Here is a 16119-nt window from a genome sequence, read left to right on the forward strand (position 1 = left end):
AAATTAGCTTTTCTACTTCTATTAGTAAATTTCACTTATAAAAGCAGTGCTCAAAATAATATTGTTTTGAGTACAGAATCATTATTAGTTAAAACCAATGCCTCGGTAGTCTTAACGGGAGAAACATTATACTATCAATTATTCTGTTTAAATAAAACGAATGTGTTTTCTGATATAAGTGAAATTGCATATTTAGAAGTAATTAATGATAAAAAAGAAAGTGTCTTTAAAAATAAAATCTGTCTGAAAAATGGAATTGGATCAGGCGATTATTTTATCCCGACAACACTAACAACAGGAAACTATAAACTTATAGCATATACGAACTGGATGTTAAACAATAGTCAAAATAACTTTTTCGAAAAAGACTTTACTGTCATAAATCCATTTCAGGAGCGTATCAATATGACAATTGATACAACTTCTAAAAAACCTGATGCTTATAAAAACACATCTGAAAATATTCTTTTGAGCCTTAATAAAGAAAAATATTCTAAAAGAGAAAAAGCAACTCTTGTATTGCCCAAAACATTAGATCGAGGAAATTATTTTTTAAATATTAGGAAAATAGATCATATTCATTCATATACAGATAATGAAACTATTAATACTGATATAAATTTAAAACAAGAAATAAAGATACTTCCAGAAACAAGAGGCGAAATTATAACTGGGTATATAACTCCGAAAGTCGCAAATTCTAATTTAGATTCCAAAATAGTTACATTATCTGTCCCAGGAAAAAATTTCATCTTCAAGACTGCCGAAACAGACATCAACGGAAAATTTGTTTTTTTAATAGATAAACAAACCAGTACATCAGACTGTTATGTACAGTTATCAGGACCTGACAGAGAAAATTATACTATTGCAATAGATAAAACACCAAGTCCGGATTTATCAAATTTAGTTTTCTCCAAGAAGACCTCTATTTCTAGCAAAAATTTAAAAGCGATTCAGGATCGTTCCCTAGCAACTCAGGTCGAAAACGTTTATTTTTCAGAGAAAAAAGACAGTATTATTGAAGCTGCTAATACAGATTTATTTTTTCAACCTACCGAAAAAAATTATAATCTTGATGATTTTGAAAGATTTAGAACCTTTAAAGAAACAATAATAGAAATCGTTACTGAACTTAATTTTAAAGATTACAATCAAGTCCCTTCGTTATATTTAAGCGATTCCAAATACAATATCATACAATCTACCGAACCATGTCTTGTTTTGGTTGATGGATTACAAATTCAAGATATAAGTGCCTTGTTAAATTACAATGCTTATCAAATTCAAAACATTAGCGTTGTTGACAGACTTTACTGTTATGGCCCTAAAATATATAATGGAATCGTTAGTATCACTACAAAAAATAGCGATTTTGCCACTATTTATACTGATAAACATATTTTAAAAACGACAATTTTACGGCCGGAACCTGCAAAAGTATATTTTGAACCAAAATATGAAGCATCAAGTACCCGTAGCCGAGTTCCTGACTATAGATATCAACTACTTTGGAAACCTAATATAGTTTTAAAAAATAGTGACATGATGATTTCTTTTTATACATCTGATATTTCCGGTGATTACGAAATCATCTTAGAAGGAGTTACCGAAACAGGAAATTATGCTCATTTTTACAAAATATTCAAAACGGAATAAGCAATCAGATTTTAGTTTCCTATTATAGAAACCCTCATTCTTTATCGAATTGGGGTTTTCAGTTTAAATAAGCAAATATTATTTTTAATTAAAATGATCCGAAAATTAGAGGCTTAACACTGCCTGCCTTTTCAACCCAATTTCCTTTTTTATTCAAAAAATATACTGTAGATATAATTTTAAATCAATTCATATAATTTTTATTACATTTTAACAATATTACGTTATTTTTATAACATTTTTTTAATACTTTTGAAAATCATCAATCCAAAAACAAAAATTACATTTCCTTTGAAAAATTATCAAAAAAAAGTCATTTATCTGTCGATATTTGCAAGCCTGTTAAACATATCGTATGCGCACTCTCAATCTGCTGAAAAATCCTCACTATACGATTACTTCGACGAAACAGTCGGAAAAGACAATTTAAATATTAATAATGGAATAGTTCATAGCGAACCTTTTCGTCCATTAGCTGGAAAACACAGATATTATACTGAGGAATTTAATATTGGTGACATCAGCTTTGAAGATCAGATTTATTCTAATGTCAATCTTAAATACGACATTCTTCTTGATCAAGTCATCTATAAACAGAATGGTAGTTCGGAAAATTTACCTATAAACCTAATTAGCTCCAAGGTTGATTATTTCTTTATTAAAAACAAAAAATTTGTTAACCTTAAAGAAGAATCAGAAAAATTTCCTTCTACTATAAAAGGTATTTATGAGGAAACATACATTGGAGACAATGTTTCTCTTTACATCAAGCATTCTAAAGAAAAGGTAAAGTCTTTTCAGGCAGATATTGTCTATTATAATTTCATTTATAAAATAAATTATATTTTAAAATACAATAACTATTTCTATAAGGTTGAAACAGAAAAGGATTTCAAGAAAATTTTTCCAAATTTTAAGAAAGAAATAAACAATATTTATAATACCGATAAAAATTTAGAACGTTCCAACAAGCCCCAATTCATGGAAAATCTAACGAAACAAATCAATGGTCTTTTAAAAAAAAGTTCTAATTAAATGAAAAAAATTACTCTTATTCTATTTCTAATTGCCTTTCAACAAATAATATATTCTCAAGTAATCAGTGACAAAATATCTGTTGATTTTAAAAATGCCAATATAAAAACTGCTATTCAAGACATTGAAAAAGTATCTTATTACAAATTCTATTTTGATGAAAAATGGTTTGAAAACGATAGCACTTCTATAACTAAACAATATAAAGAGGTTAAAATTGGTGAAGTTCTTGAAGACGTTTTTCAAAATACGAGCTTTAACTTTTATATTTCTGAAAACAAAGTTATAGTAACTAATAACAGTATTATCTACAGTCAATTACCCGATGATTATTTTGGTATTCCGATTGAAAGAGACGAAAACGGGCAAATTACCCCAATATTTTATCAGCAATACGACTCGATAAAAAAGACAAACTCACGAAATCCAAATAAAAATATTCGAGATCTTGTTCTTATTGGTAAAGAAGTCAAAAACCAAAAAAAGAAATCTACTTATACCCTATCTGGATTCATAAAAGGAGGAAAAAACAATTCTGGCCTTGCCAATATTGTGGTAAAAATACCAAATTCTGAATTTTCTGCTGTAACAGACAAAAAAGGATTCTATAGCTTGCAAGTGCCAGGAGGATTAAATGTAGTGGAAACCGAAAGTTTCTCCTATAATAAGGTCACTAAAAATATAATGGTTTATAACGATGGTGCATTAAATTTTTCTTTGACAGACAATATAAACCAACTGGACGAAGTACTTATTAAAACCAATAAAAGTAAAAGCGCAAAATCTGCTATAACTGGAGTAACAACAATAGATTCTGAAGGAATTAAAAATGTTCCTTTGGTACTTGGCGAACGTGATATTCTTAAGGTTGCATTGACTATGCCTGGAATTAAAACGGCTGGAGAAGGTTCTGCAGGATTTAATGTTAGAGGAGGTAAAGAGGATCAGAATTTATTTTTATTAGATCATGCTACTTTATACAATCCGTCACATTTCTTTGGCTTTTTTACAGCGCTAAACCCTTATACAACCAAAAAAGTAGACATTTATAAAGGAAGTATTCCTGTTGAATTTGGAGGAAGGCTATCTTCTGTGTTTGATATTTCGTCAAAAAGCGGAAATGTCAACGAATTTCAAGGTGAAGGTGGCATTGGTCCTGTTACCAGCAATTTAATGGTTTCAACTCCTATCGTAAAAGGAAAATCAAGTTTAGTTGCAGGAGGAAGAGCAACTTATTCAGATTATATTTTAAAAAGTCTAGATGATGAAAATTTAAAAAATAGCCAAGCTTCGTTTTATGATTTAATTCTAAAATACAATCATAAAATAAATACAAATAATGATATTGAGTCTACGCTTTATTACAGCCACGATAAATTCAGCGTGTCTTCAGATTCATTGTACAAGTACAGCAATAGATTAGCAAGCTTAAAATGGAATCACACTTTTAATGAGAAAAACAAAGGTTCTCTGATTGTTACAAATAGCGAATATAAATTCAACATTGATTATCAGTCTGAAGGAGTAAACAATTTTGATTTTGGATATAAAATCAATGAAACTCAGGCAATGATCAAGATGAATTATTTATACAACCAAAAACACAAATTTAGTTACGGTATTTCAACAAAATTATATTCTGTTGATCCTGGATATTTAAATCCGGCAAATCCTGAATCTTCTTTAGTCCCTATTGATGTAGAAACAGAAAAAGGACTAGAATCTGCAGCATACATTGGTGACAATTTTAAAATAACCGACAAATTCCTTCTTGATTTTGGTTTGCGCTATTCTACTTTTGCTGCCTTAGGAAAATCTACTCAAAGAATTTATCAAGATAATGCACCTATTAATGATGCAACTGTAATTGATACAAAAACATATGGCAATAATGAAGTAATTAAAAGGTATGGTGGACTTGAACCGAGAGTCGCTGCTAGATATTTTATTACAGATGATTTTTCTGTAAGAGCGAGTTACGACAAAACATATCAATATATCCATCTACTATCTAACAACACCACACAATCGCCAACTGACATTTGGAAGCTTTCAGATTTAAACGTTAAACCAGAAAGTGCGCAGCAAGTTTCTTTAGGTTTCTATAAAAATTTAAAAGGTGGTGATGTTGAACTTAGTTTAGAAGGATATTATAAAAGATCTAAAAACATTCTGGATTACAAAGTTGGAGCCGAATTATTGTTAAATGAAAATATAGAAACTGAACTTTTACAAGGCGAAGGCAAAGCTTATGGCGTCGAAGTTTTGTTAAAGAAACAAGTTGGAAAATTAAATGGATGGCTAGGATATACGTATTCAAGATCTTTAATAAAATTGGACAGCCAGTTTAACGAAGAAAAAGTAAATAACGGAAAATACTTTGCTTCAAACTTTGACAAACCGCATGATTTCAGTGCTGTTTTAAATTATAAAATTACTAAGCGTTATAGTTTTTCAAGTAATTTTACATACCAAACCGGAAGACCAATTACATACCCGATTGGAAAATACGATTACGGTAATGAGCAATACACCTTATATAGTGATCGTAATAAATTTAGAATCCCAGATTATTTCAGACTTGACATTGGTCTAAATATCGAAGGAAATCATAAAATTAAAAAGTTAGCTCATAGTTTTTGGAATATTTCAGTGTATAATGTTTTAGGAAGAAACAATCCTTACTCGGTATTTTTTGTTACTGATAAAGGACAGATTAAAGCTTACAAAACATCTATTTTTTCTATTCCAATTCCTAGTATTACTTACAATTTCAAGTTCTAAAATCATGAAAAATTTCATATATAAAATTAGTCTTTTATTCTTTCTTGTACTTGTCGCTAGCAGTTGTACAGAACAGTATGTTTTTCAGAACAATGATTTTGAAAGTGCTCTTGTTGTCGAAGGAACTATTACAAATGAAGTTAAAAATCAAACAATAAGACTTTCTCAAGTGTATCAACTTGAAGAAAGTGGCCCAAAAATGGAAAAAGGGGCAAATGTTTTTATTTCTGATGATCAGGGTAATGAATATCAGTTTGAAGAAAAAGATACTATATACGTATCTGTAACTCCTTTTAAAGCAGAACCTGGAAGAAAATACCAATTAAAAATTAGAACAAGTGCGGGTAAAAACTATACCTCTGACGAACAGATTCTAACTACCGAAACCAAAATTGACAATGTCACTGCAATTGCAACAAGTGTAAATGGACAAAGGGGTGCACAGATTAATGTAAAAAGTTACGATCCGAGCAATACCTCAAAATACTACAGATACGAATATGTTGAAACGTACAAAATAGAAGCCCCATTATGGAGCCCTTTTGAAACTAATATAGTTAATGTTCCTGCAGTTCCTGCAAACCCTGCTGAAGATTTTCCTGGTTCTCCAGCAAGAGAAGACATTGTAATAAGCCTCAGAAAAAAAGAAACCAGAACTTGTTTTTCTACAAAAAAATCTAATGAGATTATTTTGAATAGCACAAATAATCTTAGTGAAGACAGAGTGAATTTCCCTGTACGATTTATTAGCAATCAAAACTACATAATCACCTATCGCTACAGTATTTTCGTAAAACAATATGTTCAAAATTTAGCAGCGTACACTTACTACGAAACTTTAAAAAATTTATCGAGTTCAGGAGGTATCCTTTCTCCAAAACAACCTGGATTTTTCTATGGAAATATTAAGTCTGTAGAGAATCCATCTGAAAAAGTAATTGGCTTTTTTGAAGTATCATCTGTTTCTTCAGAGAGGATTTTCTTTAATTACGCGGATTTATTTCCAAGAGAACCGCTTCCGCCTTATTACGAAAGTGATTGCGCAGTTAGAGAATTCAGAGATTGCATAGGAGACCCACCATGTAGCGGTGCTCAATTACGTTCTGGTATAAGTAGTCGTTATCTAGTCTATTTATCTTCTGCTGGACTTGATTATTCTATGGTTAAAGCTCCATGTGGCGATTGTACAACGTTTTCATCTAATATTGTTCCTCCTTTTTGGGTAGAATAAATTTCAAAAAAACATGAAATATTATATTAAATATAAAATATTAGTCATATTTTTTCTGTCACTTATTTTTAATAGCTGCACAGAACAATATGCTTTTAAGAATGGTGATTTTGAAAGTGCACTAGTCGTTGAAGGCACGATTACAAATGAGTTTAAAAATCAAACAATTAAAATTTCTAAAGTTTATCAACTAGAAGAAACAGGGCCGAAATTTGAAACTGGCGCAAACGTATATATCTTAGATGATCAGGGAACAGAATATCAATTTGAAGAAAAAGACACTGTTTACGCATCTATAACTCCATTCAAAGCAGAACCAGGAAGAAAATATCAATTAAAAATTAGAACAAAAGAAGCCAAAAATTATTCTTCAGATCAACAAACTTTAACGACAGAAACAAAAATTGATAATGTAACCGCAACCGTAGAAACGGTTAACGGACAAAGAGGTGTTCAAATAAACGTAAATAGTTATGACCCTACTAATACCTCAAAATATTATAGGTATGAATACACAGAAACTTATAAAATTATAGCTCCGATGTGGGATTCTCGGAAAGCAACAACAAATGGAACTTCTATCATCATAAGTCCGAGAACAAAAGAAACAAGAACATGCTATTCTAGTAAAAAATCTGAAGAAATTATCTTGAATAGTACAAATAATCTCAGTGAAGACAGAGTTCATTTCCCTGTTCGTTTCATTAGTGACCAAAATTATATTATATCTCATCGATATACAATTTTCGTAAAGCAATATATCCAAACTTTAGCCTCTTATAGTTTTTACAAAACGATGAGAGATATATCCTCAACTTCAGGAAATATACTTTCCCCAAAACAACCAGGCTTCTTTTACGGAAATATAAAATCAGATGAAAATTCGGACGAGAAAGTTATTGGTTTTTTTGAAGTTTCTGCGGTTTCGTCTGAAAGAATTTATTTTAATTATGCTGATTTATTTCCTAAAGAACCATTACCGCCATATTATGAAAGCAATTGTCTAATGCAGAATTTTAAAAATTGTGATGATGCAGCGAACCCCGAATGTAAAGGCGCTATTTTACGCTCACGAATTAATACTTACACACTAGCATACTATTCTTCAAGCGAAGTTGAAAATCTTTATTATATGGTAAATACTCCATGTGGAGACTGTACTTCATTTTCTTCTAATATCATTCCTCCTTTTTGGGTAGATTAATACAATTTTAAAATCTCATGAAACACTTTTCTATACATAGCCAAAATAATTTTTCAATTAGAATCAAACAATTACTGCTTTTGATGCTTTTGTTTACTCAAATCGAATTTGCTAGCGCTCAGAGCTTACAAAACAAAAATTCATTACCTAATATTACAGATCAGGAAACTATTTTTATCCATTCAAATACAACAACTTTTTTGACTGGTGAGACATTATATTTCAAATTATATTGTCTAAATCCATTAAATAATAAAACTAGCCTAATAAGCAAAATTGCTTATGTTGAATTGATTGACAGTGAAAAAAAATCACTCCAAAAGAACAAAATATACCTTGATAAAGGAATTGGAACTGGAGATTATTTTATACCTACAACCTTAAAAACAGGGAATTATAAAGTTGTAGCTTATACAAAATGGATGCTTAATAATGTTAATTCTCAAAAGTATGAAATTGATATTTTTATCGTTAATCCATTTCAGACTCAAGAACCAAATGACAATATCACTTTCGACATTACCAATCCAGCAAAATCGAATGCAATTCAGACGACAAATTCTAACATTGCAAATGATAAAAGAATAGATTTTGCATTTGATAAAGAAAGCTACTATACGAGAGAAAAAGTCAGTTTAAAACTAAAACATTTGACTGAAACTATTGAAAAAGGAAACTATTCTGTTTCTATACGAAAAACAGATCAAATTCCAACATTACAGCAATTAACAGCAACGGAGTTTGCAAAAAAAACTACTGAGAACTACGTTAATACACCAAACAGTTTAAATTATATTCCAGAAATTAGGTCTGAATTAATCACGGGAAGCCTGACTTCAAAAAACAACCGAGATATCGCCAATAAATCAATTGCATTATCTCTGCCTGGAAAAGAATATGTTTTGAAAATTGTTAAAACAAATACTCAAGGAAAATTTGCATTTTTACTGGATCAGTTTCCAAATTTTCCAAACGCGATTTTGCAGGTAATTGATGAAAACCGAAATGATTATACGGTCAATCTTGACCCATTTCCAAAATTTGATGTCGCATCATTACAATTCACTTCAAAACTGAATTTGTCGCCAGAATTAAAAAATGACATTGAAGAAAGATCAACAGCAAGTCAAATTCAAAATGCCTACTATCAAATCAAGAAAGACAGTTTGGTAACAGAGGCTGTTATGAATCCTTTTTTCACTACAATAGAGAAATCATATGTTTTAGACGATTACACCCGATTTCCAACTTTAAAAGAAAACATAGTAGAGATTATTGTAGAACTTTATTATAGAAGAAATAATGGAAAATATCAGCTCTTTATAAGAAACAATCAAAAAGATTTACAAATTTTTGGGCCACCATTGGTACTTGTTGACGGACTTTTAATTCAAGATCCGAGTGATCTTTTTGAGTACAACATGGCAAATGTCAATAAGGTTAGTTTAATTACAGAACCTTATGTATATGGTCCAAATTTATATGGCGGATTAATTAGTTTCGAAACCAAAAACAATGAATTTTCAGAGAATTATGCGAAGAAGTATCTAAAGACAATGGAACTTCAACGCCCTAATCCTGAAAAAGTTTATAATAATCCTGATTATTCATCAGGAAATAAATTACAGAGAATTCCTGATTACAGATATCAATTATTATGGAAACCAGATATTAAACTAAATACAAAAGAAGAAAATTTGTCATTTTACACTTCTGATATTAAAGGAAATTTTGAGGTCGTTCTAGAAGGTTTTACTGAAAATGGACACCCAGTTTACGTTTCTAAAAATATTACAGTAAAATAATTACAGTAAAAAACAAATAAATAAAAGCCTTGATTATATTGTAAATCAAGGCTTTTGTATTTTCAGACAATTAAAATTTTTAATTTTAAAAAAAATAAGATAATTTTTTGTAACTTTTTCGATACTCCTTACGTATAACCATTTGTACACTTTAAAAATAGGGAGACAACAACATGAGACAACTTAAAATCACCAAGCAGGTAACTAATCGTGAAACTGCATCGTTAGATAAATATCTACAAGAAATTGGAAAAGTTGACCTAATTACCGCTGATGAAGAGGTAGAATTAGCACAAAGAATAAAGGCTGGTGATCAAAGAGCTTTAGAAAAACTAACAAAAGCCAACCTACGTTTCGTAGTATCTGTGGCTAAACAATATCAAAACCAAGGATTAACTCTTCCTGACTTAATTAATGAAGGAAACTTAGGTTTAATTAAAGCGGCTCAACGTTTTGATGAAACTCGTGGTTTCAAATTCATTTCTTACGCTGTATGGTGGATTCGTCAATCGATTCTTCAAGCTCTAGCTGAACAGTCTCGTATTGTACGTTTACCATTAAATAAAATTGGTTCTATCAATAAAATCAACAAGATGTATGCTTTATTAGAGCAATCTAACGAGCGTCCGCCTTCTGCTGAGGAAATTGCAAAAGAACTTGACATGACTGTAAACGACGTAAAAGAGTCTATGAAAAACTCTGGGCGTCACCTATCTATGGATGCACCTCTTGTTGAAGGTGAAGATTCTAACCTATATGACGTATTACGTTCTGGTGAATCTCCAAATCCTGATAGAGAATTAATTCACGAATCTCTTCGTACTGAAATCGAACGTTCTTTAGAAACATTAACTCCAAGAGAAGCAGATGTTGTACGTTTGTATTTTGGTCTTGGCGATCAACACCCAATGACTCTTGAAGAAATTGGAGAAACTTTCGACCTTACTCGTGAGCGTGTTCGTCAGATTAAAGAAAAAGCAATCCGTAGATTGAAACACACTTCTAGAAGTAAAATCCTTAAAACTTATTTAGGATAATAAACAATATAAATTTCAATATTTTAAATCCCAAATTACAATTGGCTTGGAATTTGGTTATTTTAAATTGGAATTTTACCGCAAACAACAGTTTGATTGACTGTTCGTTTTTTGATTGATGATTGAAACTCCGGCTGATTACCGGAGTTTTTTATTTTTATCATTTAGCTGAAATGTTTGTAACGCGGAGTACACAAAGTTTTTTCGCAAAGTTCACAAAGATTTTATTTAAGTATTTGAAGCAAGCAAAGTTCACAAAGCTTTGTGAACTTTGCCTTCTTAAATAATTTCAGAAGCTTTGTGAACTTTGCGAAAAAACTTTGCGCTCTTTGCGTTATTTATTAAACAAAAAAACCTTGCGTACTTTGCGTAAATCTTAGCGTACTTTGCGGTTAAACTTTATCTTTGCAATCAAACAACACACAAACAAATACAATGAAAAATACACTTATTGCCCCTTCAGTTCTTGCTGCCGATTTTGGCAATTTACAGCGTGATGCAGAAATGATTAACAACAGCCAAGCTGATTGGTTTCATATCGATATTATGGACGGAGTTTTTGTTCCAAACATCTCGTTTGGAATGCCAGTTTTAGAAGCAATTTCAAAACATGCTAAAAAATATATCGATGTACATTTAATGATTATCGATCCAGATCGTTACATTAAAACTTTTGCCGATTTAGGAGCAAACGGATTAACCGTACATTATGAAGCTTGTACACATTTACACAGAACACTACAGGCAATTAAAGCTGAAGGAATGAAAGCTGGAGTAGCAATGAATCCACATACAAATGTTGACTTATTAGAAAACGTTATTAATGACATCGACGTAGTTTGCATAATGAGTGTAAATCCAGGATTTGGAGGACAATCATTTATTGAAAACACTTACGACAAAGTAAAGAAACTAAAAGCGCTTATAACACGTAAAAACGCTTCAACACTAATAGAGATTGATGGTGGTGTGACTAGCAAAAATGCAAAACAATTGGTAGAAGCTGGCGCAGATGTTTTAGTAGCCGGAAGCTTTGTTTTTAAAGCTGAAAACCCGACCGAAACCATAGCTAATTTAAAAAGTCTTACTGCTTTTTAAATTTTCAAAAAACAAAAAAGAAAAGTCCAAAAATAATTTTGGACTTTTCTTTTTTATATAAAACCTACTTAGGCTCGATCCAATAAGGATTTACTTTAAGTTTTTCTACAACATATTGAATGACTTTCTGAGCTTTCAAACTATTTCCAGATTCATCTAATGGCGGTGAAATGACAGCAATTCCGAATTTACCAGGACATACAGCCAAAATTCCACCTCCAACTCCGCTCTTTGCTGGAAGTCCCGAATTAAATAGCCAAATTCCAGAATTGTCATAAAGGCCTGCAGTTGCCATTACAGGCAAAGTATACATTACAGTTGTCTGACTAACCACCTTATTCTTTGTAATAGGATTAACGCCACCATTTGCCAATGTGGCCGCCATTGTAGCAATATCCTTTACATTTACGTTCAATGCACATTGTTTCGTATATAGATCTGTTGCTTGTACCGGATCAAAATATATTCTGTTATAAGCCAATAACAAATGTGCAATAGCTTGATTTCGCAAATTATCACTAGCCTCACTTATATAAACAGGACGATTCATAGAAAGTTGCCTTCCGGCAAAGTCACTCTGAATTTTCTGGATTTCCTTCCATTTTGCTATAGAATCATTACCTCGAATAAGACTCGTGGTTGCAATAGCTCCAGGATTTACAAGAGGATTTATTTTATCACCTTTATGCATTTCTACTGCAACAATAGAATTAAATGGCAATCCAGTTGCGTTTACTCCTATTTTGTCTTGCAAAAACTGTGAACCTTCTTGCTCAATCACTTTTGCCATCGTAAATACTTTCGATATACTTTGAATTGAAACCATTGACGTTATATCACCTTTTGTATATACAGCTCCCTCTGCAGTAACAATTGCAATACCAAAAATATTGGGATCAACATTAGCTAGCTCTTTAATATAGTCGGCATTTTTTCCTTCTTTTAAATCTTTAAATTTGTTGAAAGCGTCGTTAAGAGTATTTTCTATATTTTGTTTATTCAGTGCTGTTTGGCTATAGCCGTGGTTTATGATAAAAGCAATCATTAAACCAGCAAAAATCAATTGCTTGTTCATTTTAAAAAAAGGCATTCTTATTTATATTCTAGATTAATTTGTAGGTAAACAGTATTTAATTAAAAATCTTTACTGCTTTTTAGATTTTTAAGATTTGGAAAGAAATCAATTCCAGTCATTTTTTCTAAAGTTTCGATTGGAACAACAAAATCATAAATGGATTGATCACTTTTCTCGTTTGGCACTAAGAAAGCAATTGCTTTGTGCTCTTTGCCAGTTTTAGCCAAAACAATTTTATAAAAATATTTAGGGACAGCAACCTTCTCCATACCTATTTTTTTATCCGAATCTTTCACAATTCCGCCAGTTACTACGTAAATATCGTTGTATTTTCCTGCCCAATAGCGAGTCTTCTGCTCTATTCTATTCCAAATTCCAGCATTAAACTCTTTTTTCTGAGGAGAAATATTCGACGTATAAAAAGTATCATTATAAGCATCTTTACTGAACTCCATATCACCAGCAGGACAAAGATGACCTTTATCGTAACCTGATTTTTTATAATTTCTCCAATCAGCAGAGCCTGTAGTTACTTTTGGATCTTCAATAAAGTAAGGTCTTTTGTAATCATTGTTTTTTAAATATTCCTTCTTCAGTTCGTAAGCTACCCATTCGGCCTGCTCAAACTTTTCATTATAAGAAAGCGTGTAATATTGATGTTTTACAATCTGTTTTGTTGTCGAAGTCGGAAGATAAGCAATGGTATATAAAGAATCTTTGTGAGTTGAATTTGCTTTAAAAGTAACCACTTCATTACTATTCATCTCTTCATTAATTTTTGCATTTTCTTTTTTACATGATAGTAATGCAAAATTCAGCAAAATCAAACTTAAAAAACCTTTCATATTTCTATTTTTAAAAGCGAACTTACAAAAAAACGCTCCATAAATTCAAAATTTATAGAGCGTTTTTAAACAAATTAAATTCTTTCTCGAACTTAAGACTTCACTAGTTTATCCTTTTTCATTTTTGGACTAACTGTATTTTTTACTAAACTTTTTGTTTGTAAATCATCTAATACATTTAAAGCCTCTTCTACATAAACATCTTTAGATAATGCTTGGTGCCATGCATCTCTTTTCTCTTTTAAAGAAGCATCTGCTTTCATTTCTTCATCTTCATAAGGAAGCGATTTAAAAATCAGATCGTTTTTGTAATCAGAAATTGGCTTATATTTTTTTCCTTCGTTTTCAACTTGTTCTTGAGTTTCTTTAAAACTCTTAATATTCAAGCTATAAACGTTTTCTTTGTTTTTAACATCAATCCATTTTGCATTATCATCAATTAATTTGAACTGAGGATTTTGAGCGATTCTGTTTTTACTGTTATTAATAGCTTTAGCAAAATTCTCATTAGAATTCCAAGTGCTGTAATCAGCTGGATCAATTTTATCCCAAGGCATTGCATTATCAATATCTCTTTCACCCATTTTTAGGTAAGCATAACGATCTGGCATTACAACATCACTATGAACTCCTTCAAGCTGAGTTGAACCTCCGTTAATTCTATAAAACTTCTGTCCAGTAATTTTTAATGCTCCAAGATCTCCATAATTTGCATTACGCACAAACTGATTTAAATCTAATACATTTTGAACAGTTCCTTTTCCGTAAGTCTGTTTACTTCCGATAATTACACCACGTTTGTAATCCTGAATTGCCGCCGCTAAAATCTCAGATGCCGATGCAGAAAAACTGTTTACCATAATAACCAATGGACCATCCCATTCGATTTTTTTGTCTTTATCGTATAAAACTTCTTTCTTTTTACCAGCAGATTTAACCTGTACAATTGGTCCTTCTTCGATAAATAAACCTGCAATATCAACAACTGTAGAAAGAGATCCCCCACCATCATCACGAACATCTAAAACAATACCATTAACGTTTTCTTGTTTCAATCTCTCTACTTCGCGAGCAATATCTTTTCCTGCATCACGTCCGTCTTTATTTTCAAAATCGATATAGAACTTCGGAAGATAAATCACTCCGTATTTCAGTCCGTTTTTCTCAACAACACTAGATTTAGCATAAGTTTCTTCAATTTCAACAACATCTCTAATGATAGAAATCACTTTGATAGAACCATCAACTTTTTTAACGGTCAATTTTACTTCAGTTCCTTTGTGGCCTTTAATTTTTTTCACAACATCATCCAAACGCATACCAACAACGTCAACTGGCTCTTCGTTCCCTTGTGCCACTTTCAAGATTAAATCTCCAGCTTCAAGCTGTTTACCTTTCCAAGCAGGGCCTCCAGAAATTAATTCGTCAATTTGAGTAAAATCATTTTTCTTAGTCAGACGAGCTCCAATACCTTCTAGTTTTCCGCTGATATTTACATCAAAACGATCTTTTTCTTCTGGTGCAAAATAACTTGTGTGCGGATCAAAACGAGCCATAATAGAGTTCAAGTAAACTGAGAACCAGTACTCTCTATTCAAATCTTTAATTACACTAAAATTATCATCAAGAGATTTTAAAGAGCTTTCGCGAGTTTCTTTTTCTAAAGTTTCAAAAGATTTCTCTTTGTAAGCTGGATCTTTTTTCTTCTTTTCTTCTTCAATTTTTTGTTTGGTAACTAAAGAAGAAAGAGTCGATAATTTAATTTGTTTTCTCCATCTTTCATTAATCTCAGTTAAGTTTTTTGCATACGGCATTTTCTCATAATCCGCATCAAAATTCTCATCTACATTATAGTTAAATGGCTGAGCTAAAATCGTTTTGTAGCGTTTTTTGCTTTCTTCCATACGCTTCATCAGCCTTGTATAAGTAAGGTTGAAGAAAGTGATATCTTTATTCAAAAACTGATCATCAAGCATTAATTCATACTGCTTAAACTCATCAATATCTGATTGAAGGAAAAATCTTTTTGAAGGATCTAAAGCATCAATATAATCCTTGAAAATACCTTTCGAAAACTCATCATTTATTTCTGCTGGACTATAATGTCCTTTTTCAATAACAAATGCTAGTAATTCTAAAAGTGTCTTGTCTCTATTCGGATCTGGGTCGATTGTCCTATCAGCATTCATCTTAAATGCAAATAATGTAAGCGATAAGCACAATACGGCTATGAGTATCTTATAATTTCTTTTCATAAACTTTATAATAGCATTCATCAATTTTTTTATCTAAGTTACGTTAAAAACTATGCCACGAGAGCTAACGCTTCGATAATTTTTTGTTAAA

Annotated in this window: 11 protein-coding genes; 8 read left to right on the top strand and 3 right to left on the bottom strand. The window is 31.2% G+C overall.

All coding sequences use genetic code 11. The features are described from left to right. Positions 1-66 precede the first annotated feature (66 nt). The 8 genes from ABXT06_RS00110 to rpe all read left to right on the top strand — a co-directional run bounded on the left by ABXT06_RS00110 (position 67) and on the right by rpe (position 11853). Positions 67-1659 carry a hypothetical protein gene (locus ABXT06_RS00110; protein ID WP_354588932.1) on the top strand — a complete coding sequence of 531 codons (1593 nt, stop codon included), beginning with the start codon at positions 67-69 and terminating at the stop codon, positions 1657-1659. Between the two features lie 291 nt (positions 1660-1950). After that, entirely contained in the window at positions 1951-2694 is a 744-nt protein-coding gene (locus ABXT06_RS00115; RefSeq protein ID WP_354588933.1) for a hypothetical protein, read from the top strand. Continuing rightward, on the top strand, positions 2695-5478 hold the full coding sequence (locus ABXT06_RS00120) for a TonB-dependent receptor (protein WP_354588934.1): 2784 nt from the start codon (positions 2695-2697) through the stop codon (positions 5476-5478). Between the two features lie 4 nt (positions 5479-5482). Then, the gene (locus ABXT06_RS00125) at positions 5483-6709 is read left to right on the top strand and encodes a DUF4249 domain-containing protein (protein WP_354588935.1); all 1227 of its coding nucleotides are present in this window, start codon (positions 5483-5485) and stop codon (positions 6707-6709) included. Positions 6710-6722: 13 nt separating this feature from the next. After that, the gene (locus ABXT06_RS00130; protein WP_354588936.1) at positions 6723-7913 is read left to right on the top strand and encodes a DUF4249 domain-containing protein; all 1191 of its coding nucleotides are present in this window, start codon (positions 6723-6725) and stop codon (positions 7911-7913) included. 17 nt (positions 7914-7930) lie between these two features. Beyond that, on the top strand, positions 7931-9718 hold the full coding sequence (locus tag ABXT06_RS00135) for a hypothetical protein (protein ID WP_354588937.1): 1788 nt from the start codon (positions 7931-7933) through the stop codon (positions 9716-9718). 173 nt (positions 9719-9891) lie between these two features. Further along, positions 9892-10755: a sigma-70 family RNA polymerase sigma factor gene (locus tag ABXT06_RS00140; protein ID WP_007804760.1), complete on the top strand. Its 864-nt coding sequence runs from the start codon at positions 9892-9894 to the stop codon at positions 10753-10755. A gap of 435 nt (positions 10756-11190) precedes the next feature. Beyond that, a complete protein-coding gene (gene rpe, locus ABXT06_RS00145; RefSeq protein WP_354588938.1) occupies positions 11191-11853 on the top strand; it encodes a ribulose-phosphate 3-epimerase in 663 nt (220 codons plus the stop codon). A gap of 64 nt (positions 11854-11917) precedes the next feature. Here rpe and glsA read toward each other — a convergent pair whose 3' ends face one another. The 3 genes from glsA to ABXT06_RS00160 all read right to left on the bottom strand — a co-directional run bounded on the left by glsA (position 11918) and on the right by ABXT06_RS00160 (position 16049). Beyond that, positions 11918-12943, bottom strand: coding sequence for a glutaminase A (gene glsA, locus ABXT06_RS00150; protein WP_354588939.1), 1026 nt, complete (start codon positions 12941-12943; stop codon positions 11918-11920). A gap of 44 nt (positions 12944-12987) precedes the next feature. Then, positions 12988-13773, bottom strand: a complete 786-nt coding sequence (locus ABXT06_RS00155) for a DNA/RNA non-specific endonuclease (protein WP_354588940.1) — start codon at positions 13771-13773, stop codon at positions 12988-12990. 92 nt (positions 13774-13865) lie between these two features. Continuing rightward, positions 13866-16049, bottom strand: a complete 2184-nt coding sequence (locus ABXT06_RS00160; protein WP_354588941.1) for a carboxy terminal-processing peptidase — start codon at positions 16047-16049, stop codon at positions 13866-13868. Positions 16050-16119: the final 70 nt, after the last annotated feature.

The organism is Flavobacterium sp. UW10123 (assembly GCF_040538975.1).
Classification (GTDB): Bacteria; Bacteroidota; Bacteroidia; order Flavobacteriales; family Flavobacteriaceae; genus Flavobacterium.

Coding starts and splice junctions, on each gene's coding strand:
- ABXT06_RS00120 (WP_354588934.1), top strand. CDS start 2,695: ATGAAAAAAATTACTCTTATTCTATTTCTAATTGCCTTTCAACAAATA.
- ABXT06_RS00125 (WP_354588935.1), top strand. CDS start 5,483: ATGAAAAATTTCATATATAAAATTAGTCTTTTATTCTTTCTTGTACTT.
- ABXT06_RS00130 (WP_354588936.1), top strand. CDS start 6,723: ATGAAATATTATATTAAATATAAAATATTAGTCATATTTTTTCTGTCA.
- ABXT06_RS00135 (WP_354588937.1), top strand. CDS start 7,931: ATGAAACACTTTTCTATACATAGCCAAAATAATTTTTCAATTAGAATC.
- ABXT06_RS00140 (WP_007804760.1), top strand. CDS start 9,892: ATGAGACAACTTAAAATCACCAAGCAGGTAACTAATCGTGAAACTGCA.
- rpe (WP_354588938.1), top strand. CDS start 11,191: ATGAAAAATACACTTATTGCCCCTTCAGTTCTTGCTGCCGATTTTGGC.
- glsA (WP_354588939.1), bottom strand. CDS start 12,943: ATGCCTTTTTTTAAAATGAACAAGCAATTGATTTTTGCTGGTTTAATG.
- ABXT06_RS00155 (WP_354588940.1), bottom strand. CDS start 13,773: ATGAAAGGTTTTTTAAGTTTGATTTTGCTGAATTTTGCATTACTATCA.
- ABXT06_RS00160 (WP_354588941.1), bottom strand. CDS start 16,049: ATGAATGCTATTATAAAGTTTATGAAAAGAAATTATAAGATACTCATA.